Source organism: Pseudobutyrivibrio sp. (assembly GCF_015057185.1).
Classification (GTDB): Bacteria; Bacillota; Clostridia; order Lachnospirales; family Lachnospiraceae; genus Pseudobutyrivibrio.
The window spans coordinates 22327-47824 of sequence record NZ_SVEV01000019.1; the positions used below are offsets into that span (position 1 = coordinate 22327).

Here is a 25498-nt window from a genome sequence, read left to right on the forward strand (position 1 = left end):
CTGATAAGCAACAGGCTCTTTTGTTTTCGAATGAAGCGTGTTAGCTGAATGAGAAAACACTAAGGCTTGTGACTTTAATCAGCTTAAATGGGAAGGAAAAAGTATATGTGTTCAATAATGGCTTTAAGTAAGTGCCACATTGAAATGAAGGATTTCGAGGCGGCATTTTCAAAAACAGTTTCTAGAGGACCTGATATGCAAAAGGTGATATGCATAAACGATTCGGTCCTTGGATTCCAAAGATTATCAATTATGGGATTGACTGATGCTGGAATGCAACCCTTTGAGTTGGATGGCAATTATGTAATCTGTAACGGTGAGCTTTACGGATTCAAGCCAGTAAGGGATGAGCTAAAGTCAGATGGTTACAAGTTTATGAGCGATAGCGACTGCGAAATCATCTTGCCGATGTATCGTAAATACGGATTAAAGATGTTTGAAAAGCTTGATGCTGAGTTTGCAATGGTTATCTATGACAGCGGGATCGATGACTTGGTAGCAGCCAGAGATCCAATCGGAATCAGACCATTGTTTTACGGATATGACAAAGAAGGATCCATAATGTTTGCTTCAGAGGCTAAGAACTTAGTTGGACTTACAGATGAAGTTAAGCCTTTCCCACCAGGACATTATTATTACAAGGGCGTCTTCACATGCTATAGAGATTTGGCAAAGCGTCAGACCTATGTGAAGGATTCAGTGGATGAGGCTTCAGCAAAGATTAAAGAGCTTCTTGTTGCAGGAGTTGAGAAAAGACTTGATGCAGATGCGCCAGTTGGTTTTCTTCTTTCAGGCGGACTTGATTCATCCCTTGTATGCGCAATAGCTCAGAAAATGATGGACAAGCCAATTAAGACCTTCGCCATTGGAATGAATGAAGATGCAATTGATTTAAAGTACGCAAAAGAGGTTGCAGATTACATCGGCTCAGAACATCACGAAATCATAATTAACAAAGAAATCGTTCTTGAGTCATTAGAGGAAGTTGTAGCAGCACTTGGAACATACGACATCACAACAATAAGAGCTTCAATGGGAATGTATCTCATTTGCAAAGGAATCAAAAAACAGTTCCCTGAAATCAGAGTTCTTTTAACTGGTGAGATTTCTGATGAGATTTTCGGATATAAATACACAGATTTTGCTCCAAACTCTGAGGAGTTCCAAAGAGAGGCTGAGAAGAGACTTAGAGAATTGTACATGTATGATGTACTTCGAGCCGATAGATGTATTTCGGTTCACTCGATGGAAGCAAGAGTTCCATTTGGAGATTTAGCATTTGTTGATTATGTAATGAGCATAAATCCTGAGCTAAAGATGAATAAATATAACAAAGGAAAGTACCTGCTAAGGCATGCATTTGAGGGAGACGATTACTTGCCTTATGACATTCTCTTTAGAGAAAAAGCAGCCTTTTCTGATGCGGTAGGACATTCAATGGTTTATTACCTGAAGGAATATGCAAATAGCATTTATTCAGATGAGGATTTAGAGGCAGCAAAACGTAAATACGAATATAGAGCACCATTTACAAAGGAATCACTTTTATATAGAGATTTATTTGAAAAGTACTACAAAGGACAAGCGGGCATGATTGTAGACTTCTGGATGCCAAATAAGAATTGGGAAGGCTGCGATGTAGACGACCCGTCAGCCCGTGTGCTAAGTAATTACGGTGCATCAGGCGTATAGCGAACAAATAGTTATTTAATTGAGGTTGTAGCTAACAAGCTATTATATTTCTTTAGCGAAGCATGTTAGCTGAGCGGAGAAATCATAATGCTTGTTAGCGTAACAGCCGTACCAAAGGAGGATAATTTTATGAGCAAGGTAACAGAAATTTTTGGAAGCATGGTTTTTAATGATGAAACTATGAAGGAGCGTCTTCCTAAGGATGCATACAAGGCCCTTAGGAATACAGTAGAGGAGGGAAGACCTCTAGATAGAGATTTGGCAAATGTAATTGCACATGCTATGAAGGAATGGGCAATCGAGCTTGGCGCTACACACTTTACACATTGGTTCCAGCCAATGACTGGTGTTACAGCAGAGAAGCATGATTCATTTATCCAGCCAGAAGAGGGCGGAAGAGTTATCATGACATTCTCAGGCAAGGAGCTTATTAAGGGTGAGCCTGATGCGTCTTCATTCCCATCAGGTGGTCTTAGAGCTACATTCGAGGCAAGAGGCTATACAGCTTGGGACCCAACAAGCTATGTATTTATCAAGGATGACACACTTTGTATTCCAACAGCATTCTGCTCTTATTCAGGAGAGGCTCTTGATAAGAAAACACCACTTCTTAGATCAATGGAAGCTCTTGATAAATCGGCAGTTAGAGTATTAAAGCTTTTTGGTCATGATGATGTAAAGCGTGTTATCACTACAGTTGGACCAGAGCAGGAATATTTCTTAATTGATGAAAAGATGTATAACAAGCGCCCTGATTTAATTTACACAGGCAGAACACTATTTGGTGCTAAGCCACCAAAGGGACAGGAGCTTGATGATCATTACTTTGGAATCATTAAGCCAAGAGTATCTGCTTTTATGAAGGAGTTAGACGAGGAGTTGTGGAAACTGGGTGTACTTGCAAAGACAAAGCATAATGAGGTTGCACCAGCACAGCATGAGCTTGCACCAGTATTCTCAACCACTAATATAGCAACAGACCATAATCAGCTGACCATGGAGATGATGAAGCGAGTTGCAAAGAGACATGGCATGGTATGTCTTTTACATGAGAAGCCATTTGCAGGGGTTAACGGTTCAGGTAAACACAACAACTGGTCTATTTCAACTGATACCGGAGTAAACCTGTTAGAACCGGGAGCTACTCCTTCCCAGAACCCACAGTTCTTATTATTCTTGACAGCAGTAATTAAGGCTGTTGATGAGTATCAGGAATTGCTCCGTGTTTCAGTTGCTTCTGCTGGAAATGATCACAGACTTGGAGCAAACGAGGCACCACCAGCAATCATTTCTATGTTCCTTGGCGACGAGCTTGAGGCAATCGTGGAATCAATTATTGATGGCACAGATTATGAGGATATCAAAAAGAAAAAGATGTCAATTGGTGCTGCAGTAATTCCTAGCATTTCACAGGATACTACAGATAGAAACAGAACATCACCATTTGCATTTACAGGAAATAAATTTGAGTTCCGTTCACTTGGTTCAGCTGCATCTATTTCAGGACCAAACGTAATCTTAAATACAATCGTTGCAGAGGAGCTTGATAAGTTCTCAGAAGAACTTGAAAAGGCAGCAGATTTTGACAAGGCCCTTGCAGAGCTTTTAAAGAGAGAGCTTACAGCTCACAAGAGAATTATCTTCAATGGTAATGGATATTCAGAGGAATGGGTAGCTGAGGCTGAGAGGAGAGGTCTTAAGAACCTTAAGTCTACAGTAGATGCTCTTCCAGCATTCGTAGAGAAGAAGTCAATCGACTTATTCACAAAGCATGGAGTATTCACAGAGCAGGAAATCCTAAGCCGATACGATATTCAGCTTGAGAATTACTATAAGGTAATTGATATTGAGGCTCTTACATTAGATCAGATGGTAAAGAAAGATATTATGGCAGCTGCTAGTGATTATCAGTATTCACTTGCTGAGACACTTAACGCAAAAGCAGCAACTGGTCTTTCTGTAGATTCAACAGTAGAAAAGAAGAGACTTGAATGTGCTTCAAAGCTTACAACAAAGATGGATCAGAGACTTGAAAAGCTTGAAGCAGATATTGAAAAGGCAAAAGAGCTTTCAGATACATATGATTTGGCTAAGTTCCACCACGATGTAATATTTGCAGACATGAACGAAGTTCGTGAGGTGGTTGATTTACTTGAGACAGTGGTACCAAGTGATATCTGGCCTTATCCAACATATGGAGAGATTTTATATTCTGTTAAATAAGCAAATAGGAGGAAAATATTATGGAAGAGTACACAAGCATTTTATTTGGAGTGTGGTTCCTTATAGGCGCTGCATTGGTATTCTGGATGCAGGCAGGCTTTGCAATGGTAGAGGCTGGTTTCACCAGAGCAAAGAACACAGGAAACATCATTATGAAAAACTTGATGGATTTCTGTATTGGAACTGTTATGTTCGTACTTTTAGGATTTGGTTTAATGTTTGGAGAGGATTGTCTCTTCGGTTTGGTTGGTAGACCAACACTTGGTATTTTTACAGATTATGCAAACTTCGATTGGAGTAACTTTGTATTTAACTTAGTTTTCTGCGCTACAACAGCAACAATCGTAAGTGGTGCCATGGCTGAGCGTACAAAGTTCATCAGCTATTGTATTTACTCAGGTGTTATTTCACTTGTAATTTACCCAATCGAGGCTCACTGGATTTGGGGTGGCGGCTGGCTTTCGCAGCTTGGATTCCATGATTTTGCAGGTTCTGCAGCAATTCACATGGTTGGTGGTATTTGCGCACTTATCGGTGCAAAAATCTTAGGACCTCGTATTGGCAAGTTTAGTCATGATAAGAATGGTAAGGTAGTAAAGGTTAATGCTTTCCCAGGTCACAATATTGCTCTTGGAGCACTTGGTGTATTTATTCTTTGGCTTGGTTGGTACGGATTCAACGGCGCAGCTGCTACATCACTTGAGCAGTTAGCATCAATCTTTGTAACAACAACAATTTCACCAGCAGTTGCTACATGTACTACAATGGCATTCACATGGGTTAAGTATGGTAAGCCTGATGTTTCAATGTCACTTAATGCTTCACTTGCAGGCTTGGTAGCAATCACAGCCCCATGCGACGTTACAGATGCACTTGGTGCAGCTATTATCGGTATTGTTTCAGGTTTCTTAGTAGTATTTGGTGTATGGCTTTTAGATTACAAGCTTCACGTTGATGATCCTGTAGGTGCAGTTGCAGTTCATATGATGAATGGTATCTGGGGAACACTTGCTGTTGGTCTTTTTGCTACAACATCAGCTCCAGCTAGCGAGCTTACAGGTCTTTTCTATGGGGGCGGGTTTAAATTACTTGGAATACAGCTTTTAGGCGTAGTTACAGTTGGCGCTTGGGCAGCAGTTACAATTACTATCGCATTTTCGGTAATCAAGGCTACAATCGGTCTTCGTGCATCAGCAGAAGAGGAAATCGTAGGTCTTGATAGAACAGAGCATGGCCTTCCATCAGCATATTCAGGATTTAATATGCTAGAAGATGACTTTGATACAGATGATTATGATGAGGAGACAGCAAGTCTTATTACAGAAACTCTTGAGGCAGCAGGTCTTGCTACTCCAGAGGAAGCTATCGAAGTAGAATATGCTCCATCACAGATTACATCAGCAGGTAGACCACGTATGACAAAGGTAGAAATCCTTTGCAAGGAGCGTAACCTTGAGAAGCTTAAGAATGGACTTTTAAAGCTTGGAATTACTGGTATGACAGTTTCTCATGTAATGGGATGTGGTGTACAGAAGGGCACACCTGAGTACTATAGAGGAGTTGCTTTAGAGCCAGCACTTCTTCCTAAGATTCGTGTTGACGTAGTTGTTTGCAAGGTTCCTGTAGCACAGGTTATAGAAACAGCTAAGAGGGTTCTTTACACAGGTCACATCGGAGATGGAAAGATTTTCGTTTATGATGTTGAGCAGGTTGTTAAGATTAGAACAGGTGAAGAGGATTTCGCAGCTCTTCAGGATGTAGAGTAAAAATTAAAACCACCGGCTTTCCGGTGGTTTTATTATTTATTGTGGTATAGGATGCTCATTAATGTACTGTTCTAGGATTTCTGCGGCATCGCCTATGATTTCTGCACAAGGTCGTTTCTTGTAGTATTCAGCTGTGCGAGCCTCAGGAACAGGAATATCGTGTTTTGTGTTTAAGCCAAGCATTTCTCTGCAAACAATAGAGCCGTGTTGCTCCTCAAATTTATGAGCAAGTTCTTGAATTCTTGCGTAATGATCTGCTTTGACCTGGCCAGTTTCAGGTCCGTCGTATCCATATAATAGTCCTGTAATCATGAACATGCCGCTTACAGAGCCACATACCTCTCTAAGGCGACCCATTCCACCACCAAATGAGGATGCCATTTTAAGTAGTGTAGTCTCATCAATAGGAAGCATATCTGCAAAGGCAAGAGTAATAGCTTGTGAGCAATTATATCCATTTTTGAAATTTGCCATGGCAATTTCTCTTCGAGTCATAGTATAGAATCCTTTCGAATATAAATTGAATTAATTATAGCCCAACTAAAAATATTATTCCATTATTTAAATATGAAGAGATAGGGTGACAAACAATGGAAATCAGTAAATGTCACCCTGAAATTTATAAAAGGTTGACAATCTACATGGGCTATGATATCGTAAATGCGTTATTAATTGAATTATTTGGGAGGAAAAAATGAACACAACAAAAGTAGCAACTACAAAAAGTAATTATTCAACATTAGACATTGCATATATCGCACTTGGTGCAGCATTAATTGCTATATGCTCATGGATTAGCATTCCAACTACAGTGCCTTTCACATTGCAGACATTCGCTGTATTTATGATTTTGTCTTTATTAGGTGGAAAAAGAGGAACTCTCGCAACATTAGTCTACATTTTACTTGGTGCTGTAGGTGTACCAGTATTTGCTAATTTTACAGGCGGACTTGGAGTTTTATTAGGTAGCACTGGGGGATATATAATTGGATTTATTCTTACAGGAGTAATCTACATTGTATATGAGAAGCTTTTTAAAAAGACTTTGGTAGGTGAAATTATAGCTCTTGTTTTGGGACTTGCAGTATGTTACGCAGTTGGAACTGTTTGGTTCATTCAGGTTTATTCAAAAGCTAATGGGGCCATTGGAGCTATGACAGCATTAGGCTGGTGTGTATTTCCATTTATTATTCCGGATTTAGTTAAGCTGGTACTTGCCATTGTACTTGCTAGAAGAGTAAGACCTGTACTTAGATAATAAATAAGAATATTAATAAAAGAAAGTCGTGATTCTTTGTAAAAAGTACCCTCTTTACTGGACAACCAGTAAAGAGGGTACTTTTTATTAGTGACGTCCCTGAGCCTTTGCCATGAATTTTTCATTATTAATAATGAAGCGTTCATGAGTACCCATTCCAACAACACCGTTTTCATCTGAGCAAACAACTTCAAATGTAAGCTTGCGACCATCTATTTCTGTAAGAGTGGCTTCACACTTTACAGTCATGCCGATGGCACTAGGTGCTGTATGGCTAACATCAACTTTTGTTCCTACAGATCCTGAACCTTCTTCTAACTCTGGCTGTATCATTTTCCAACAGGTTTCTTCCATTAAAGAAATCATTGCTGGTGTAGCAAAAACATCTAAAGCACCGCTGGTAAATGCTTTTGCAGTATTATCAATCGTAACTATTGTTTCGGCTTTTCCCTTCATTCCTATTTCTAACATAAAAAGCTCCTTCCCAATTTATTCTGTACATTATAGTATTATAGTGTATTTTCTTTAGAATAAACAACGGTTTCCTTCGTTGTAGAAAGCTTATTTTTGTGATATAATTTTTCACCGTGAGTTCGTAACCATCCTCACGTAAATCAAAACTAAGGAGATTTTTAAAATGAACAAAAAAGTATTATTTATTTGCCAGGGCGCAATGATTGCGGCCATTTATGTTGTGTTAACTATGTTTATTAACACATTCAATCTTGCAAGTGGAGCAATTCAGGTTAGAATTTCAGAGGCATTATGTATCTTGCCTATTTTTACTCCAGCAGCTGTTCCAGGATTGTTCGTTGGTTGCCTACTATCAAATATATTTATGGGTAGCGCAATCTATGATATTATTTTTGGTAGTCTTGCAACATTAATAGGTGCTTTCGGTACATACTACCTTAGAAAGACAAAGTTCGTATTTACATTACCACCTGTTATTGCAAATGGCATTATTATCCCATTAGTACTTAGATTTGCTTATCATATGACAGATGCTTACTGGTTCTTAGTAGCTACTGTATGTGCAGGCGAAATCATTTGTGTATGCATTTTAGGCATGATTTTAAAGGCTGCTCTTTGGCCACAGCATAAATTCATTTTTAGAAATGCAGAATTGAATGCCTAATATTTTTTAAATTGGACGGAGGAAGAGATGAAAGAAATACTTGGACAAATCAAAGAACAAGTAATTGCTGGCTTTAAATCAGCAGGTTATGATGAAAAATATGCAATGGTTACACTATCAAACAGACCTGATTTATGCCAGTTTCAGTGCAATGGAGCTATGGCAGCAGCAAAAGAATACAAAAAGGCACCAATTGCTATCGCTAATGAGGTAGTAGAGAAGTTAGCTGATAATGCAATGTTTTCTAAGTGCGAGGCATGCCCACCAGGCTTCATTAATATGAACCTTTCTGATGAGTTTATAGCAGCTTTTGTTTCAAAAATGGCTGATGACACAGAGAGATTTGGAGTGGACAAGGTTTCTACACCTAAGAAAGTAATGATTGATTACGGCGGACCTAATGTGGCAAAGCCACTTCACGTAGGTCACCTTCGTTCAGCTATTATTGGTGAGTCAATTAAGCGCACAGCTCGTTTTATGGGTGATGAAGTAGTAGGTGATGTTCACCTTGGCGATTGGGGTCTTCAGATGGGACTTATCATTACAGAGCTCAAACTTCGCAAGCCTGAACTTGTATACTTTGATGAAAACTATGATGGAGAGTATCCAACAGAGGCTCCGTTTACTATTTCAGAGCTTGAAGAGATTTATCCATGTGCTTCTGGAAAGTCAAAGGAAGACCCTGCATACAAAGAAGCAGCTATGACAGCTACATATGAGCTTCAGCACGGTCGCAAGGGCTATCAGGCACTTCTTTCTCATATTCTTAATGTTTCAGTTAATGACCTTAAGAGAAATTATGAGAAGCTTGATGTTACTTTTGACCTTTGGAAGGGAGAGAGTGATGCTCAGCCTTATATCCCAGATATGGTTCAAAAGATGAAGGATGATGGATTTGCATATATCTCTGAGGGAGCACTTGTAGTTGATGTCAAAGAAGACACAGATACAAAAGAGGTGCCACCATGTATGATTCTTAAATCTGATGGTGCTTCACTTTACAATACAACTGATCTTGCAACAATGGTATGGAGAATGAAGGATTATAATCCAGATTCAATCATTTATGTTGTTGATAAGCGTCAGGAATTATATTTCACACAGGTATTTAGATGTGCTAAAAAGACAGGAATAGTTCCTGCTGATACTAATCTTTATTTCGTAGGCTTTGGTACTATGAATGGTAAGGATGGCAAACCATTCAAGACACGTCAGGGTGGCGTTATGAGACTTGAGTATCTCCTTGCTGAGGTAGAGGAAAAGATGCTTGAGAAGATTAAAGAGAATGGTACAATGAATGATGAGGATGCTGAAAAGACAGCTCAGATAGTTGGACTTTCAGCTGTTAAATATGGAGACCTTTCTAATCAGGCATCAAAGGATTATATCTTTGATATTGATAGATTTACCTCTGCAGAGGGAAATACAGGTCCATACATTCTTTACACAATCGTTAGATGTAAGTCAATCCTTACAAAGGCAGGCGTTAGCAGCTTTGATGGCGCTATTCTTCCAGCTCATTCTGAGTCAGAGAGAGCACTTCAGCTTGAACTTACAAAGTTTATGGCAGCTCTTTCTTCTGCATATGAGGATATGGCTCCTCACAAGATTTGTGCTTATATCTATGATTTAGCTAATGCATTTAATAGATTTTATCATGATACAAAGATTTTAGCTGAGGAGGACGAGGCTGTTAAGGCAAGCTACCTTAAGCTTTTATGGCTTACTAGAGGTGTTCTTGAAAAGGCAATTGACCTTCTCGGTTTTAAAGCACCGGAGCGTATGTAATGTCAGAACAATCTTTTTTACCAATTGATTTTATTAACCGCATGGAGCAGGACTTAGGTCCTGACTTCCATGCGTTTTTGCGTTCTTATGATGAGAACAAGATATCTGCTCTTAGATTTAATCCAATCAAAGCCGACAAAAAGGCAATTGAAAATATGGCAGATACACTAAAAGAAAATGTTGATTGGAGCCCTAATGGCTACTACTATGATGATGAAAACAGTAGGCCAGGAATTCATCCATATCATCATGCGGGAGTATATTATATTCAGGACGCATCAGCTCAGCTACCAGTTGAGATGCTTTCTGTGCAGCCAGGAGACTATTGCCTGGATTTGTGCGCTGCACCAGGTGGTAAATCTACTCAGATAGCAGGCTATTTAATGGGCCAGGGACTTCTTGTTTCCAATGAGCCGATGAAAAATAGAGCAAAGATTCTATCAGAGAATGTAGAACGCCTTGGAATAAGAAATGCCATTGTCACATCAGAGTATCCAGACAAACTTGCTGAGACATTTCCATTGTACTTTGATAAAATAATGGTGGATGCGCCATGCTCTGGTGAGGGTATGTTTAGAAAAAATCATGATGCGTGTGCAGAGTGGTCTTTAGAATCAGTGGAAATGTGCGCTGAAAGACAGGCTCAGATTTTTGACTGTGCTTATGAGATGCTTATTCCGGGAGGAAGAATTTGTTATAGCACATGTACCTTTGCCAAATTAGAGGATGAAGAGGCAGTTGCTGATTTTATTAAGAGACATCCAGATATGACCCTTATTGAGGAGCGCAGGCTATGGCCACATCAGGTAAAGGGAGAGGGACATTATGCAGCCCTTCTTGAAAAAGCTGATTTAGATAACATAGCAGAAGACTGCGCAGCCAATAGAAAACAATATCCACTTAAAAAGATTAATAATAGAACTATTAATGACTATTTAGTTTTTGCTAAAGAAGTCATGACAGAACCAATATTAGATAATCTGCTTCTTGTAAATGACCAGTTATATAGTTTGCCGGCTAATTGCCCAGACTTTACTGGTATTCATGTTCTAAGAGGCGGATTATTCTTAGGATCATTTAAAAAGAATCGCTTTGAACCAAGCCATGCCTTGGCTCTTGCACTAAAGGATACAGAAGTAAAAAATAGTTATAATTTATCTAGAGAGGACTCTGACACTGACAACTATCTAAAGGGGCAGTCAATATATGGACAGGTAAAGGATGGTTGGACTTTGATAACAGTAGATGGATATTCTTTGGGATGGGGTAAGGCTTCAAAAGGCCAAATAAAAAATCATTATCCGAAGGGATTGCGTAAAGTATGATTCACAAAATTTATATGCACAAACAAGATATATACGAGTTTATTATGTTCACTGTTGCCTCAGCAGTGATGGTTATAGGTATCTATTTTTTTAAGTTCCCTAACCATTTTTCATTTGGTGGCGTTAGTGGTCTTTCTATTGTTTTGTCAGAATTGTTGCCTAAGACACCAGGTTCTATTAACCTGATAATTAATATTTTCCTGTTGTTATTGGGCTTTATTGTTTTTGGAAAAGAATTTGGAATTAAGACAACTTATATTACACTTTTAGTTTCATTTGGACCTAGTATTCTAGAAAAAATTAGTCCAATGGATGGTCCTCTTACAGAGCAGCCAGTTTTAGAGCTTATGTTTGCGATTGCACTGCCAGCATTTGCTTCAGCTGTTTTTTTCAACCTGGGAGCATCTTCAGGCGGAACAGATATTGTTGCCATGATTCTTAAAAAATATACAAAGGTAGATATTGGTACTGCATTATTTATGTCTGATGTAATGATAGTCATTAGTGCATGCCTAGTATTTAATGTGCAGACAGGTCTATTTTCATTGGTAGGTCTATTGGCCAAGTCTCTTGTAGTAGATGAGACTATAGAGAACATTAACCTAGCTAAATATTTTACTATTATATGTAATGACCCAGAGCCTATAGTGAATTTCATTATGAATGATTTAGGCAAGGGCGCTACTGTTTATAAGGCTCAGGGTGCTTACGGTCATAAAGAAAAAACTGTTATTCTTACAATTCTTAAAAGACAACAGGCTGTAGAATTGAAAAATTATATTCGTAGAAATCAACCTAGTGCCTTTATTGCTATTACAAATAGTAGTGAGATAATTGGCAAAGGCTTTAGAGGATACAATTAAAATTACTTGGAGAATGATATGAACTTTACTTGGGGAATTCTTGCTCATGTTGATGCTGGCAAGACAACTTTGTCAGAGGCAATTTTATACAACTCAGGAATATTGGCGTCCATTGGTCGAGTAGACCATGGTGACGCCTTTTTAGATACCGACTCTCAAGAAAAAAATAGAGGAATTACTATTTTTTCTAAGCCGGCTGTTTTTTCGTTTAATGGTTCTAATATGACCCTTCTTGATACTCCGGGCCATGTGGATTTTGCCACAGAGACAGAGAGAGCCTTATGGGCCCTTGATGGGGCCATTCTTTTGATAAGTGGAACAGATGGGGTTCAGCCTCATACCAAAACATTGTTTTCACTTCTTCAGAAATACAATATACCCACAATCATTTTCATTAATAAAATGGATATGCCTGATACGGACGCTAACAGGCTTATTTTAGGTATCAGAAAAGAGCTAAAGGATAATTGTGCATTTATAAATGATTATGAATCTATAGCGGCAGAGAATGAGATGGCTATGGATGAGTATTTGGAAACTGATTCTCTATCAGATGCAACAATTATGTCTATGATTTTAAATAGAGATTTCTATCCTGTTCTTACAGGCTCAGCCCTAAAAAATGAGGGAATAGGGGAACTGCTAGCCTTAATGTCAAAGGTGGTTGCAAACAGAAGGCCGGCAGGCAGCAGTGAATTTGGAGCAAGAGTTTACAAAATCGAGAGCCTTGGAAGCGATAGTAGGTTAACCTTTGCAAAAATAACTGGTGGAACAATCAATGTGAAAGATAATCTGCCCAATGGAGAAAAAATCGATCAGATTCGTGTGTATTCCGGAAGTAAATTTGGACAGGTAAATTCTGCTGGTGAAGGGGATATTGTAGCCTTAGTTGGACCTAAAACAACCTATGCAGGTCAGGGACTTGGAACTGAAACTGATAGAGCAGAACTAAATATTACTCCAGTATTACAATATCAATTGGTATTTTTGGATGATACTGTTCCTAGAGTTGCCTATCCAAAGCTTGCTGCTCTTAATGAGGAAGACCCATCCTTAAATCTTTCATGGGATGCTAATCTAGAGCAGATTAGAGTTAATTTGATGGGTCAGATACAAACTGAAATTTTAACTGCACGTATCAAAAATATACTTGGAATTGAAGTAAGCTTTGAAGAGTGCGGTGTTTTATATAAAGAGACTATCGCTTCACCGGTTGAAGGTGTAGGGCATTTTGAGCCACTTCGCCATTATGCAGAAGCACATATTTATATGGAACCAGCAGAACCAGGCAGTGGAATAACAGTTTCTGCAAATGTTTCTACTGATCAACTTGCTTTAAATTGGCAGAGGCTTATTACCACACACATTCTAGAAAAAGAGCATGTTGGTATTCTCATTGGTGCACCATTGACAGATATTAAATATACAATTGTTGGTGGCAGAGCACACATAAAGCATACTGAGGGTGGAGATTTTAGAGAGGCTACCTATAGGGCTATTAGACAGGGCTTGATGGAAACTGGCACTAAAATCTTAGAGCCTTATTTCAAATTCGAAATTTCTGTGCCATCTGGCCAGATTGGTCGCGTTATGAGTGATGTGCAAGCAATGAATGGTTCCTTTGAATCGCCTATAGAAGTAGATGGACGTTCTATTCTTAATGGAACTGCACCAGTTGCTACAATCAGAAACTATCAGGCAAAACTTGCTGCATTTACCAAGGGAGAAGGAAGAATATCCCTTGTGTTTAACGGATATAATGATTGCCACAATGAAAGTGAAGTATTAGAACAATTTGCCTACGATCCTGATATGGATGCTGATAATCCTTCTTCTTCAGTATTTTGTAGTCATGGCTCAGGAGAGCTTGTGCCTTGGGACGAAGTGAAATCTAGATGTCATGTGCCATGTATTCAGGACCGAGATAATCCTCAGGACGAAGAGGTAATTAACACAAAAAGAATGAATCATGGTGTGGATGAATGGCTAGATCCAGATGAGATTGATAGGATTTTACATATGGCTACTCATAGTAACCACGGGAAGAATCCAAAGAAAGGCTGGCATTATGGCCAGACATCTAGGCCTAGAAGAGTAGACAGTGATTATGAATATCAAGCACCTAAGGAAATAAAACCAAAGGAGAAATATTTGCTGGTTGATGGCTACAATTTGATATATGCATGGCCTGAATTGAAGGAGGTCCTTGAGGTCAATTTGGATGGAGCAAGAGGTAAGCTCCTTGATATTCTAAGTAACTACAAAGCTATGACGGATTATAATGTGATTGCTGTTTTTGATGCCTATAAAGTAAAAGGGCATGAGGTTACAGCCTCTGACTATCTTAATATCCATCAGGTATTTACAGCTGAGGCTCAGACAGCTGATGCTTATATTGAGAGATTTACTCATGAGCATGGAAAAAAATATGATATTACAGTAGTTACATCCGATGGATTAGAGCAGTTAATAATTAGAGGAGCTGGTGCAAAACTAGTATCTTCAAGGGAATTCATAAGTGAGGTGGAAAGCAGAGCAATAGAACTTAGGGAAAAATATAACATAAAATGATTTTAACAATAACTCCATAATTATTATATATAATTACAAAATAATGGATTGTTGGTAATTTATTTACATGTTGGAGGCAAACTGATGGCTAAGTATGAATTTGATGCAAATGAGAGGAAAATTCTAGAGAAGCTTAATATTCCAATGACAATCTATCAGTTTATCGACAAGCGTGTAGTAACCCTATTAGTTACCGATGGAATGTGTAATTTAATGGGACAATCCCGCGAAGAAATAATTGAATTATTTGACACAGATATGTATCGTGATACCCACCCAGATGACAAGGCTAGAGTAGCAGATGCTGCTTTGAAATTTGCTTCTGGAGGGGATATCTTTGATGTTGTGTATAGAACTATGTCCCATTTGATAAATGATTATGTAATCATCCATTCACGTGGGACTCATTTTTTTACAGACGATGGAACAATGCTATCTACCACATTGTACATAATTGAAGGTGTGGGGGAAGATTCTTCCAATCCTTTGACGGAAGAATTAGCTAGCAATTTTAACAGTATGATGACAAAGGAGAGCTTAATTAGAGATAATTTCTATGATACTCTTACGGGGCTTCCTAATATGTCATATTTTATTGCGTTGGCCAATGCTGCCAAAAGGTCTTTAGTAGCAGATGGAAAAGATGCAGCCCTTTTGTATTTCGATTTGGCAGGAATGAAATTCTATAATCAAAAGTATGGGCTCCAAGAAGGAGACATTCTTTTGGTTGAATTGGCTAATATTTTAAAAAGGAAATTTTCAAATGAAAATTGTGGACGATTAGGTCAGGACCATTTTGCTGCATTCGTTGATGCAGAGGGACTAAAAGACACACTAGATGATATTTTGGCCCAGATGAAAAATGCCAATGATTGCAGAAGCTTGCCATTGCATGTAGGTATTTATCTATCTAGTTTTGAAGATGTTCCAGCAGCTACTGCTTTGGACAGGGCAAAGATTGTATGTGACATGCAAAAGGGAATATATAATTCTGTATATGCATTTTATAATACTGAGGTTCATAATCAATCAAAACAATACAATTATGTATTAAATACATTCGAAACTGCCATGGCTGAAAGGTGGATTAGGCCATATTATCAACCGATTATCAGATCGATTAATGGCATGGTTTGTGATGAAGAAGCGCTGGCTAGGTGGGAGGATCCTAATAAAGGAACTATTCCGCCAGATATATTTATCCCTATTTTAGAGGATGCTAATTTGATACATAGATTTGATTTGTATATGGTAGATAGAATCTTGGAAGATATGAACACCACAAAAAGCAAAGGAATGCCGCTAGTGCCAGTTTCTATAAATCTTTCCAAATACGATTTTAGATTATGTGATGTTGTTGGAAAAATTGAAAAGAAGGTTAAGGCAGCAGGCATTGATACATCCTTGATTTCTCTTGAGGTTACAGAAAGTGTTTCTATTTTTGAAGAAAGTTTTGTAAAGGCACAAATTGACAAAATTCATAAGGCTGGTTTTGAAATATGGATGGATGATTTTGGAAGCGGATATTCTACATTAAACATGCTTCAGACCTTTGATTTTGACACCATTAAATTCGACATGAAATTTATGCGGGAATTTTCTGTTAACAAAAAATGCCACATTATTTTAAAAGAGCTGATGCTTATGGCCGACAAGCTTGATGTAGATACAGTGGTTGAGGGTGTGGAGACTTTTGAACAGGTAAGGTTTTTAAGAGAAATTGGTGCTGATAAAATGCAGGGCTTCTATTGGGGAAAGCCTAATGATTTATTGGCTAAGCACAGCGTTTTTGAAAATAATACTGGAAATCTTCCGGAATCCACTGTGGAGACAGATTATTTTGATGCCATAAGTAAAGCAAATTTAATAGAGCCAGATATAGACGAGGATTATGAAATTGACTCTGATGATTACTTTGGACCGTTGCCAATGGGCATTATCGAATTTGCTGATGATTCTATCAAAATCCTTAGATATAATAAAACCTATGCCTTGTTTTTGATTAAAACAGGTTTTATTAATGAATCTGACTTGGGAACCGGTGTGTTGTCTGCTAGTAGAAGACCAGAGCCTGGGTTTATGAAGACTGTGGAAAAATGTATAGAGAGTAAAAAATGGGAAAGCTTATCCGGTAGTGTTGAAAACGGATTTATGTCAGATGTATTTTTAAAATTTGTTGCATTGAATCCGTTAACAAATGCAGTCGCTATAGAAATAGTTATTCCATCAGTTACCAGTTAATTGACAGTGCTAAATAAATATGATAACGTGGTTGCTGAATTTAATATTAGTCTTCGGAATAGGTGCCTATAGTATTGTATATACGGTATAGGTGAAAAGGGAATCTGGTGAGAATCCAGAACGAAGCCGTCACTGTGTTAGGGAGTTTGTTTTCATATCACTGAGTACACTTGGGAAGAGAGAACAAATGTTGATCGTAGTCAGGAGACCTGCCTATTCTTAAAATTAAAGATTTGCGGACTTTCGAATCTTAATTCATGACAGAGTGAATTAGGGTCGCATTATGCGATCCTTTTGATTTGTTATCCGCAATTATAGAAATGGAGGATAACAATGAGAAGAAGATTAGTTAGTTCATTGGCAGTTTTAATGAGTTCAGTTGTTTTATTTTCTGCTTGCGGAAATACCAATGACACAGAAGAAAAGCAGGATGAAAGTCAGGCAGTAGAACAGACAGAGGAAGTAGCTCAGGAGGATACAGATCAGTTGGCAGCAGACAATTGTGCAGCGTTAATAGATGCGATTTATGTTCAGGAGAGAACAGACGAAACAGACGCTCAGTGTGCAGCTGCAAAAGAGGCATGGGATGGCCTTACAGATGCACAAAAGGAGTTAGTAGAAGGCGAGAATGCAGATCCAGATTACTTCGGTAGAGATACAGGTGATGCAAGCAAGGATGACCCACTTAACCAGGACGAGATTGGTGAGAATGAAATTCTTGTAGTAAGCTTTGGTACATCATTTAATGATAGCCGTGCAACTGATATCGGTGGCGTTGAAAAGGCTATTGCAGAGGCTTACCCTGATTGGTCAGTTCGCAGAGCATTTACATCACAGATTATCATCAATCATATTCAGGCTCGCGACAATGAAAAGATTGATAACGTGGAGCAGGCATTAGATAGAGCAGTAGCAAACGGAGTAAAAAATCTTGTAGTTCAGCCTACTCACCTTATGCATGGCGCTGAGTATGATGATTTGGTTGCTACAGTAGAGGAATATGCAGATAACTTTGAGTCAGTTTCTATTTCTGAGCCATTGTTAGGTCAGGTAGGAGCTGATGAGACAGAAGTAAACTCTGACAAGGAAAAGGTTGCAAAGGCTGTAACAGCTGAAGCGGTAGCAACAGCAGGTTATGATGACCTTACAGCAGCTGCAGAAGATGGTGTTGCATTTGTATTCATGGGACATGGCACAAGCCACAATGCAAAGGTTACATATTCTCAGATGCAGACACAGATGAATGAGTTGGGCTATGAGAATGTTTTTGTTGGTACTGTTGAAGGTGAGCCAGAAGAGACATCTTGCGAAAACATCATTGAAAATGTAAAGGCAGCTGGATACACAAAGGTTGTTCTTAGACCACTTATGGTTGTTGCCGGTGATCACGCAAACAATGATATGGCTGGTGATGATGAGGATTCATGGAAGTCAATGTTCTTGGCAGATGGCTCATTTGAATCTGTAGATTGTCAGGTTGCTGGTTTAGGTTCAATCGCTGACATTGAAGCAATTTATGTTGAACATTTAAAGGAAGTTTTATAATTTATGAAAAAGAAATTACTATCATTAGTTGCCGTTATGGTAATGGCATTTACTGTTGTAGCATGTGGGAATAAAACAGAAGAAGCTAAAGAAGTAGCTGAGGTTGCAGAAACAACAGAAGTTACTGAAGAAACATCTGCTACAGAAGCAAAAGAGGTTTCTAAGCTTGATATTCCTGATGGACAGTACGAAGTAGAATTTACTACAGACAGTAATATGTTCCATATAAATGAAACACTAGATAACAAGGCTGACCTTACTGTTAAGGATGGTGTAGGAACTGTTCATATTACTTTGGCAGGCACAGGTATTATTAATTTATATTTGGGCTTAGCTGCTGATGCAGAATCTGATGAAGAAAATTGGTTAAACTACACAGAGGATTCTGTTACATATGATGACGGTATGACAGAAACTGTTTACGGTTTTGATGTGCCGGTTCCAGTGTTAAATGAAGAGTTTGATTTGGCACTTTTTGGAACAAAGGGTACTTGGTACGATCATAAAGTAAAGGTTACATATGAAGCAAACTAAGATTTTTAAGGCTGCGGTGCTGCTAGCTTGTATAGCAGCCTGCGGCTTTTTTATTAGACATTTTTTAAAATTAAATACAGCTATTGAGGATGGAGAGTACTACTGCCAGGTATCCCTAGAGGGTGGTAGCGGCAAAGCATCAGTTGAGTCTCCAGCCAAGGTCTGGGTTTCGGGAGAAACCTATACAGTTAAACTAGTTTGGTCAAGCATATATTACGATTATATGCTTGTGGATGGAGCTAGATATGATAATGAGGCAGCACCTGGAGATAATTCCGTATTTACGATACCATTTAGTCGTTTTAACACTTCATTTTCGGTGATAGGTGATACAACTGCTATGAGTACACCTCATGAAATTGAATATGAGCTAACAGTGTATGCCCCAGAATATGATGGTGTAGAGGAAAATACCACTGCCACATCAGAAGCTACAGTTGATAACACCTATGATTTAGGTGGATTAGAGCTAGTAGATTCTCTTGAACTACAATATGCTACACAGTTTTCTGTGGATTTCTATGAGGACGTTCACGCTAATAGCTATAAATTTATTAAAATCGGAAACAATGAAAGCCCACAGTTCATTTTAGTAGGAGATACTAAAAATAAGCCGGAAGGGATTTCTGAAAATATAACTTATATAAATGATGTTGATAAAACATATCTTGTATCAACATCGGTAATGGATTTGCTAGTTACTATAGATGCACTTGATAGCGTGAAGTTTTCTGGCACAGATAGCAAGGATTGGTACATACCTGAAGCCAAAGAAAAAATAAGCTCAGGTAATATATTGTATGCAGGCAAATATTCGGCTCCAGATTACGAGCTTTTAATATCTAAAGAGTGTAACTTGGCCATAGAAAATACAATGATTTATCATAACCCTGACGTAAAGGAAAAATTAGAATCTCTTGGTATTCCTGTGATAGTAGAAAGATCAAGCTATGAAGAAAATCCTTTGGGTAAGCTAGAATGGATAAAGCTATACGGTATTTTATATGGAAAATTAGAAGAGGCAAATCAGTTCTTTGAACAGCAGGTTTCTGAAATAAGTGAGATAGCAAACCTAGAAGAAACAAGAAAAAAAGTTGCTATTTTTTCCATCGATTCCAGTGGTATGGTTACAGTAAGAAAGCCAGGAGATTATCTTAGCAAAATGGTGGATATGGCTGGGGGAGTATACATTCCGTCTCAGCTTCAGGGAGTAGATGAGAATAGCTTGTCTACAATCAAAATTACAATGGAAGATTTCTATGTAGAGGCTGTTGATGCTGATATTTTAATCTACAACAGCACCATAGAAGGTGAGGTTTCTTCTATTGATGAATTAGTGAAAAAAGCAGAAATCTTAGCAGACTTTAATGCGGTTCAGTCAGGTGAGGTTTATTGTTTGGAAAAAGCCTATTTCCAACAGAGCTCAGATGTGGCAGAATTTATAGAAGATGTACACAATATATTATGTGGGGAAGAAAATATATTAAAGCATATTTATAAGCTAGAGGAGTAAAAAGTGGAGAATAATAGAAAACGGTATGGATTGTTACTAATCATCATGTTAGCCCTTCTTTTAGCATTTTTCATCTTTAGTTTAGGTTTCGGAAGCGCTGATATTAGTCTAAAAACCATCATGAAGTCCCTATTTGATCCAGGGGATGTTCATATGGGTAAAATCGTAATTTCTATAAGATTGCCAAGAATTCTTGGGGCAATATGCCTTGGTGGAGCACTGGCTGTTTCTGGATTTTTGCTACAAATTTTCTTTGGAAATCCTATTGCAGGCCCTTACGTATTAGGAATTTCTTCAGGAGCCAAGCTTGTTGTGGCATTGGTAATGGTGTTCATGCTTAGCAATGGCAAATACATAAGTGCAATAGGAATGGTTATAGCTGCATTTATTGGCTCCCTTGTAGCCATGGGACTTGTAATGGTAATGGCAAACAAGGTAAGGAATATGTCATTACTAGTAGTATGTGGTGTCATGATTGGATATATTTGCTCAGCTATTACAGAGTTCATAATTACCTTTGCAGATGATACAAATATTGTAAATCTCCACAATTGGTCTCTAGGCAGCTTTTCTGGAATTAGTTGGAATGATGTTTTGATTTCCTTTGTTATAGTGCTTGTTACAATGATTATTACATTTATGCTTTCAAAGCCAATTGGAGCATATCAATTGGGAGAGGCATATGCTAGGAATATGGGAGTTAACATTAAGAGACTTCGCATTGTATTAATTCTCTTATCTAGCATTTTGTCAGCTACAGTAACAGCCTTTGCAGGTCCTATTTCATTTGTAGGAATAGCAGTTCCTCATATTATGAGAACAATAATGAAAACGTCAAAGCCAATCGTAATGATTCCTTCATGCTATTTGGGAGGAGCTATAATTACATTGCTTTGTGATAGTATTGCACGCACTGCCTTTGCCCCTAGGGAATTAAGCATCAGTGCCGTTACAGCTATTGGCTTAGCACCAGTAGTTATATATTTGCTGATAAAGCGAAAAGAGGTTTATCATGGTTAATGGCATAGAATTAGATGCTTTAACAGTAGGTTATTCTAGTAAAGTAATAGAAAATGTTTCCCTTAATATTGAGGCGGGAGATATTGTTGCCTTAATTGGCCCTAATGGAGCAGGTAAGTCTACCCTTCTTAAAACAATTACTCGTCAGCTAAAAAAATTAGATGGATGCATTTATATTTGTGGAACTGATGAGAATGAATTAACAGAGCAGAAGCTTTCAGAGAAGCTTTCAATGGTTATGACAGAAAGAATTCATCCAGAATTAATGAGCTGCTTTGAGGTGGTTGCCACAGGTAGATATCCATATACAGGAAGGATGGGAATATTATCAAAATCCGATATGGAAAAGATAAATCAGTCCATAGAATTAGTTGGAGCTCAAGAGGTAGCAGACAAGGATTTTATGAAGGTCAGTGATGGCCAAAGGCAAAGAGTTATGCTTGCAAGAGCTATTTGTCAGGAGCCTCAGATTATGATTCTTGATGAGCCAACATCATTTCTTGATATTAGTTTTAAAATAGATATTTTATCTGTAATAAAAAGACTTGCTAAGGAAAGAAATATTGCAGTTCTTATGTCTATACATGAACTTGAATTTGTTCCTGCTATAGCTGACAAGGTGGTGGCTGTAGGAGATAAAAGGGTGGTAGCCTGTGGCACTGCCGGAGAGATATTTACAGGTGATATTATTCATGAAATATATGGAATGAATAAGGAAGCTGGAGAGATTATTGTTGATGGTATTTTAAAATACGCTGATGCTTTGAAAAGGATTATGTTATGTCAAAAGTAATAATGGTTCAGGGCACCATGTCTAATGTTGGCAAAAGCTTGTTAGTGGGGGCCTTGTGCAGAATTTTTAAGCAGGATGGATATAAGGTAGCCCCATTTAAATCACAGAATATGGCTCTTAATTCCTTTGTTACTAAGGATGGGCTAGAGCTTGGAAGAGCTCAGGCCATGCAGGCAGAATGTGCTGGGGTGGAGCCATCGGTATATATGAATCCAATTTTGCTTAAGCCTACAAATGATGTGGGCTCACAGGTAATTGTTAATGGTGAGGTTGTAGGTAATATGTCGGCTAGGGATTATTTTGCTTACAAAAAATCACTTGTAAACGACATTTTGAAGGCCTATAAAAAGCTAGAAGAATGGGCTGATATTATAGTTATAGAAGGAGCAGGCTCTCCTGCTGAAATAAATCTTAAAAAAGATGACATTGTAAATATGGGTATGGCAGAGCTGGTGGATGCTCCTGTACTTTTAGTGGGAGATATTGACCGAGGTGGAGTATTTGCTCAGCTGCTTGGTACCATAGAGTTGTTAGAGCCTTCTGAAAGAGAACGAGTAAAGGGGCTTATCATCAATAAGTTTAGAGGGGACAAAACCCTTTTGGATTCTGGAATTGAGATGCTAGAAAGCATGGGAAAGGTTCCAGTGGTTGGAACCATACCATACACTCAATTAATGATTGATGATGAGGATAGCCTTAGTGAGAGATTAGGAAATCATATAAAGGACGAAGCAAAATGCATAGTTAATATTGCTGTCATTCGACTTCCAAGAATCTCTAATTTTACTGATGTGGCACCATTTGAGAGTATTAAGGGTGTCAAGGTTAATTTCATAACTAATCCTAGAGAAATTGAAGATGCAGATCTTGTAATTATTCCCGGTAGCAAAAATACATTATCGGATTTACGTTATTTGAGAGAGTCGGGCTTTGAAGCTGCCATAAAGAAATTTTATGCTACAAAACCAGTTATTGGTATATGCGGTGGCTTTCAAATGATGGGAAATTTAGTTTCTGATCCACTTGGAGTGGAAGAAGGGGGAAGCTTAAGAGGGATGGAGCTCATTCCTATGACTACCACCTTAAGTGGACAAAAATATCGCAGCCAGACAGAGGATTGCTTTGAAGATTTATTTGGAGTGTTTGAAGTTCTCTCAGGGGAAGAATTTATAGGCTATGAAATCCACAATGGGATTAGTAGCATTGATGCTTCGGCTAATATTCCTGAGGTTATCGAGCGAGACGACGAGGGCAATATTATATTGGTACAACAAGGAAATTGTCTGGGTACTTATGTTCACGGCATATTTGATAATGAGGATTTGGCCTTTAGGCTTGTTAGTGAGCTTGCAAATAGAAAGGGACTTAGTCTTGATAATCAGTCAGCCCTGAACTATCAGGAATTCAAAGAAGGTGAGTATGACAAGCTTGCAAAGGTTGTACGAACAAATTTGGACATGGATTATATTTATGGATTATTAAAATGAAAAACATAGAGTACGTTTTACCAAATGAAATAGAAAAAAGAAGCTTTGAAATAATAGGACAGGAATTGGCTGAAATGGGTATTGTCATCCCAGAGGAGGAGGCTCCTATTACAAAGCGAGTGATACATACTAGTGCTGATTTTGATTATGCTAAAACTATGTGTTATTCCCCTGGGGCAATAGCAATAGCAAAGGAGTTAATCACATCAGGAGCTGATATTGTAACAGATACTAATATGGCAATGTCTGGAATAAATAAAAAACGATTAGCAGAGTACGGAGGCCAAGTGCATTGTTTTATGGCAGATGAAGATGTAGCAGCTGAGGCCAAGAAACGTCAGGTTACAAGAGCAACTGTTTCCATGGAAAGAGCAGCTTTGCTTAAAAAGCCTGTTATATTTGCACTGGGAAATGCCCCAACTGCCCTTATAAGCCTTTATGAAATGATGGAAAAGAAAGTGTTTACTCCAGAATTTGTTATCGGAGTTCCGGTGGGCTTTGTTAATGTGGTGGCTGCTAAGGAATTGTTTTTGGATTCAGATGTACCATATATTATCAATAGAGGACGCAAAGGCGGTAGCAATATAGCAGCTGCTATCGTAAATGCGTTATTATATAGTTTATGAGAAAAGGATTCACAACAGGAAGCTGTGCGGCGGCAGCCGCAAAGGCAGCCACATATATGCTGCTGTTTGGACAAGAAAAACATAATATAGAAATCACCACCCCTGCAGGAGTTATTTTTAATGCAACAATAGTTGATATTAAAAGAGATGAAAAGCAGGTTTCTTGTGCTGTAATAAAGGATGGTGGGGATGATCCTGATGTGACAACAGGAGCCCATGTAGTTGCCACTGTTTCCTTGAATGAGCAAGCATGCGAATTTAAGGTCTCAATCGATGGTGGCGAAGGCGTAGGAAGAGTTAATTTGCCAGGTCTAGACCAACCGGTAGGAAATGCAGCAATCAATCATGTTCCAAGGGAGATGATTGAAAAGGAGGTTACTGAGGTTTGTAAGCTCCTAGATTTTAATGGTGAAGTGAAGGTTGTTATATCTGTCCCAGAGGGGCGTACACTGGCAGGGAAAACCTTTAATCCTAGACTTGGAATAACAGATGGAATATCAATCCTTGGCACCACCGGCATTGTGGAACCAATGAGCAATAAAGCTTTAATTGATACAATTAAAGTTGAGCTTAGCCAAAAGAAAGCCTTAGGACAAAAATATGTTGCAGTGTCCCCAGGTAATTACGGCTTACAATTTATGAAGGACAATTTTGGGTATGACTTGGATGCAAGTGTAAAATGCTCTAATTTCATTGGTCAAACAGTGGATGAGGTTTGTGTTTTAGGCTTTGAAGGCATGATTATTACAGGCCACATTGGAAAGCTGGTGAAGGTGGCTGGTGGTATTATGAATACCCATTCCCATGAGGCAGATGCCAGAGCAGAACTGCTTTCGGCGGCAGCTATTAAGGCAGGCTGTGATTTGGAGGTGGCAAAGAAAATACTTGATTGCTTAAATACAGAAGAGGCATTACAAATCTTAGATAAAGCAGGATTGATAAAAGAGACAATGGAATTAATCCTAGAGAAAATACTGTTTTATCTTAACTTTAGAAGCCAAGGTAAAATCCAAATCGAATGTATTTTATATTCAAACGAATTTGGACTGCTGGCAGAGTCTTCTGATGCTAGAAATATGATAGAATATATAAAGAATAACTAGAGAATTATTTGT

General features: G+C 38.4%; 20 protein-coding genes and 1 riboswitch. Of the genes, 18 read left to right on the forward strand and 2 right to left on the reverse strand.

Annotated elements, in window-relative coordinates:
- The first annotated feature begins 105 nt into the window (after nucleotides 1-105).
- From asnB to E7276_RS09030, 3 genes are all read left to right on the forward strand, one after another.
- Nucleotides 106-1692 carry an asparagine synthase B gene (gene asnB / locus E7276_RS09020; RefSeq protein WP_294216544.1) on the forward strand — a complete coding sequence of 529 codons (1587 nt, stop codon included), beginning with the start codon at nucleotides 106-108 and terminating at the stop codon, nucleotides 1690-1692.
- Between the two features lie 129 nt (nucleotides 1693-1821).
- Nucleotides 1822-3915, forward strand: coding sequence for a glutamine synthetase III family protein (locus E7276_RS09025; protein ID WP_294216547.1), 2094 nt, complete (start codon nucleotides 1822-1824; stop codon nucleotides 3913-3915).
- A gap of 20 nt (nucleotides 3916-3935) precedes the next feature.
- Nucleotides 3936-5681 carry an ammonium transporter gene (locus E7276_RS09030; RefSeq protein ID WP_294216549.1) on the forward strand — a complete coding sequence of 582 codons (1746 nt, stop codon included), beginning with the start codon at nucleotides 3936-3938 and terminating at the stop codon, nucleotides 5679-5681.
- 36 nt (nucleotides 5682-5717) lie between these two features.
- On the opposite strand, the gene E7276_RS09035 is transcribed toward E7276_RS09030, so the two are convergent.
- Nucleotides 5718-6176 carry a C-GCAxxG-C-C family protein gene (locus E7276_RS09035; RefSeq protein ID WP_294216551.1) on the reverse strand — a complete coding sequence of 153 codons (459 nt, stop codon included), beginning with the start codon at nucleotides 6174-6176 and terminating at the stop codon, nucleotides 5718-5720.
- A gap of 199 nt (nucleotides 6177-6375) precedes the next feature.
- Between E7276_RS09035 and E7276_RS09040 the strand changes: the two genes are divergently transcribed.
- Entirely contained in the window at nucleotides 6376-6939 is a 564-nt protein-coding gene (locus E7276_RS09040; protein ID WP_294216556.1) for a biotin transporter BioY, read from the forward strand.
- Nucleotides 6940-7026: 87 nt separating this feature from the next.
- Here the strand turns inward: E7276_RS09040 and E7276_RS09045 are convergent, their stop codons facing one another.
- Complete coding sequence (locus tag E7276_RS09045; RefSeq protein WP_294216559.1) at nucleotides 7027-7410, reverse strand: thioesterase family protein; 384 nt, start codon at nucleotides 7408-7410, stop codon at nucleotides 7027-7029.
- A gap of 166 nt (nucleotides 7411-7576) precedes the next feature.
- Between E7276_RS09045 and E7276_RS09050 the strand changes: the two genes are divergently transcribed.
- The 14 genes from E7276_RS09050 to cbiD all read left to right on the forward strand — a co-directional run bounded on the left by E7276_RS09050 (nucleotide 7577) and on the right by cbiD (nucleotide 25486).
- Nucleotides 7577-8077 (forward strand): QueT transporter family protein, encoded by a 501-nt coding sequence (locus E7276_RS09050; RefSeq protein ID WP_294216561.1) that lies wholly within the window; start codon nucleotides 7577-7579, stop codon nucleotides 8075-8077.
- Between the two features lie 27 nt (nucleotides 8078-8104).
- Nucleotides 8105-9865 (forward strand): arginine--tRNA ligase, encoded by a 1761-nt coding sequence (gene argS / locus E7276_RS09055; protein ID WP_294216563.1) that lies wholly within the window; start codon nucleotides 8105-8107, stop codon nucleotides 9863-9865.
- Complete coding sequence (locus tag E7276_RS09060) at nucleotides 9865-11190, forward strand: RsmF rRNA methyltransferase first C-terminal domain-containing protein (protein ID WP_294216566.1); 1326 nt, start codon at nucleotides 9865-9867, stop codon at nucleotides 11188-11190. Before argS ends, E7276_RS09060 begins: the two co-directional genes overlap by 1 nt.
- Nucleotides 11187-12053, forward strand: a complete 867-nt coding sequence (locus E7276_RS09065) for a YitT family protein (RefSeq protein ID WP_294216569.1) — start codon at nucleotides 11187-11189, stop codon at nucleotides 12051-12053. Before E7276_RS09060 ends, E7276_RS09065 begins: the two co-directional genes overlap by 4 nt.
- 18 nt (nucleotides 12054-12071) lie before the next feature.
- Nucleotides 12072-14624, forward strand: a complete 2553-nt coding sequence (locus E7276_RS09070; protein ID WP_294216570.1) for a translation factor GTPase family protein — start codon at nucleotides 12072-12074, stop codon at nucleotides 14622-14624.
- Nucleotides 14625-14708: 84 nt separating this feature from the next.
- The gene (locus E7276_RS09075) at nucleotides 14709-16865 is read left to right on the forward strand and encodes an EAL domain-containing protein (protein ID WP_294216572.1); all 2157 of its coding nucleotides are present in this window, start codon (nucleotides 14709-14711) and stop codon (nucleotides 16863-16865) included.
- Between the two features lie 43 nt (nucleotides 16866-16908).
- Nucleotides 16909-17096, forward strand: a riboswitch (cobalamin riboswitch).
- A gap of 102 nt (nucleotides 17097-17198) precedes the next feature.
- Nucleotides 17199-18410 carry a sirohydrochlorin cobaltochelatase gene (locus tag E7276_RS09080; RefSeq protein WP_294216573.1) on the forward strand — a complete coding sequence of 404 codons (1212 nt, stop codon included), beginning with the start codon at nucleotides 17199-17201 and terminating at the stop codon, nucleotides 18408-18410.
- 3 nt (nucleotides 18411-18413) lie between these two features.
- Nucleotides 18414-18944: a hypothetical protein gene (locus tag E7276_RS09085; protein WP_294216575.1), complete on the forward strand. Its 531-nt coding sequence runs from the start codon at nucleotides 18414-18416 to the stop codon at nucleotides 18942-18944.
- Nucleotides 18931-20457, forward strand: a complete 1527-nt coding sequence (locus E7276_RS09090; protein ID WP_294216579.1) for an ABC transporter substrate-binding protein — start codon at nucleotides 18931-18933, stop codon at nucleotides 20455-20457. Before E7276_RS09085 ends, E7276_RS09090 begins: the two co-directional genes overlap by 14 nt.
- Before the next feature lie 45 nt (nucleotides 20458-20502).
- A complete protein-coding gene (locus E7276_RS09095) occupies nucleotides 20503-21477 on the forward strand; it encodes a FecCD family ABC transporter permease (protein ID WP_294216644.1) in 975 nt (324 codons plus the stop codon).
- Entirely contained in the window at nucleotides 21470-22270 is an 801-nt protein-coding gene (locus E7276_RS09100) for an ABC transporter ATP-binding protein (protein WP_294216582.1), read from the forward strand. Before E7276_RS09095 ends, E7276_RS09100 begins: the two co-directional genes overlap by 8 nt.
- Nucleotides 22258-23757 carry a cobyric acid synthase gene (locus E7276_RS09105; protein ID WP_294216585.1) on the forward strand — a complete coding sequence of 500 codons (1500 nt, stop codon included), beginning with the start codon at nucleotides 22258-22260 and terminating at the stop codon, nucleotides 23755-23757. The genes E7276_RS09100 and E7276_RS09105 overlap by 13 nt, the downstream gene beginning before the upstream one ends.
- Entirely contained in the window at nucleotides 23754-24383 is a 630-nt protein-coding gene (locus E7276_RS09110; protein WP_294216587.1) for a precorrin-8X methylmutase, read from the forward strand. The genes E7276_RS09105 and E7276_RS09110 overlap by 4 nt, the downstream gene beginning before the upstream one ends.
- Nucleotides 24380-25486 carry a cobalt-precorrin-5B (C(1))-methyltransferase CbiD gene (gene cbiD / locus E7276_RS09115; protein WP_294216589.1) on the forward strand — a complete coding sequence of 369 codons (1107 nt, stop codon included), beginning with the start codon at nucleotides 24380-24382 and terminating at the stop codon, nucleotides 25484-25486. Before E7276_RS09110 ends, cbiD begins: the two co-directional genes overlap by 4 nt.
- Nucleotides 25487-25498 lie beyond the last annotated feature (12 nt).

What these genes read in the sequence shown, in the direction of transcription:
- asnB (WP_294216544.1), top strand. Translation starts at nt 106, where the DNA reads ATGTGTTCAATAATGGCTTTAAGTAAGTGCCACATTGAAATGAAGGAT.
- E7276_RS09025 (WP_294216547.1), top strand. Translation starts at nt 1,822, where the DNA reads ATGAGCAAGGTAACAGAAATTTTTGGAAGCATGGTTTTTAATGATGAA.
- E7276_RS09030 (WP_294216549.1), top strand. Translation starts at nt 3,936, where the DNA reads ATGGAAGAGTACACAAGCATTTTATTTGGAGTGTGGTTCCTTATAGGC.
- E7276_RS09035 (WP_294216551.1), bottom strand. Translation starts at nt 6,176, where the DNA reads ATGACTCGAAGAGAAATTGCCATGGCAAATTTCAAAAATGGATATAAT.
- E7276_RS09040 (WP_294216556.1), top strand. Translation starts at nt 6,376, where the DNA reads ATGAACACAACAAAAGTAGCAACTACAAAAAGTAATTATTCAACATTA.
- E7276_RS09045 (WP_294216559.1), bottom strand. Translation starts at nt 7,410, where the DNA reads ATGTTAGAAATAGGAATGAAGGGAAAAGCCGAAACAATAGTTACGATT.
- E7276_RS09050 (WP_294216561.1), top strand. Translation starts at nt 7,577, where the DNA reads ATGAACAAAAAAGTATTATTTATTTGCCAGGGCGCAATGATTGCGGCC.
- argS (WP_294216563.1), top strand. Translation starts at nt 8,105, where the DNA reads ATGAAAGAAATACTTGGACAAATCAAAGAACAAGTAATTGCTGGCTTT.
- E7276_RS09060 (WP_294216566.1), top strand. Translation starts at nt 9,865, where the DNA reads ATGTCAGAACAATCTTTTTTACCAATTGATTTTATTAACCGCATGGAG.
- E7276_RS09065 (WP_294216569.1), top strand. Translation starts at nt 11,187, where the DNA reads ATGATTCACAAAATTTATATGCACAAACAAGATATATACGAGTTTATT.
- E7276_RS09070 (WP_294216570.1), top strand. Translation starts at nt 12,072, where the DNA reads ATGAACTTTACTTGGGGAATTCTTGCTCATGTTGATGCTGGCAAGACA.
- E7276_RS09075 (WP_294216572.1), top strand. Translation starts at nt 14,709, where the DNA reads ATGGCTAAGTATGAATTTGATGCAAATGAGAGGAAAATTCTAGAGAAG.
- E7276_RS09080 (WP_294216573.1), top strand. Translation starts at nt 17,199, where the DNA reads ATGAGAAGAAGATTAGTTAGTTCATTGGCAGTTTTAATGAGTTCAGTT.
- E7276_RS09085 (WP_294216575.1), top strand. Translation starts at nt 18,414, where the DNA reads ATGAAAAAGAAATTACTATCATTAGTTGCCGTTATGGTAATGGCATTT.
- E7276_RS09090 (WP_294216579.1), top strand. Translation starts at nt 18,931, where the DNA reads ATGAAGCAAACTAAGATTTTTAAGGCTGCGGTGCTGCTAGCTTGTATA.
- E7276_RS09095 (WP_294216644.1), top strand. Translation starts at nt 20,503, where the DNA reads ATGTTAGCCCTTCTTTTAGCATTTTTCATCTTTAGTTTAGGTTTCGGA.
- E7276_RS09100 (WP_294216582.1), top strand. Translation starts at nt 21,470, where the DNA reads ATGGTTAATGGCATAGAATTAGATGCTTTAACAGTAGGTTATTCTAGT.
- E7276_RS09105 (WP_294216585.1), top strand. Translation starts at nt 22,258, where the DNA reads ATGTCAAAAGTAATAATGGTTCAGGGCACCATGTCTAATGTTGGCAAA.
- E7276_RS09110 (WP_294216587.1), top strand. Translation starts at nt 23,754, where the DNA reads ATGAAAAACATAGAGTACGTTTTACCAAATGAAATAGAAAAAAGAAGC.
- cbiD (WP_294216589.1), top strand. Translation starts at nt 24,380, where the DNA reads ATGAGAAAAGGATTCACAACAGGAAGCTGTGCGGCGGCAGCCGCAAAG.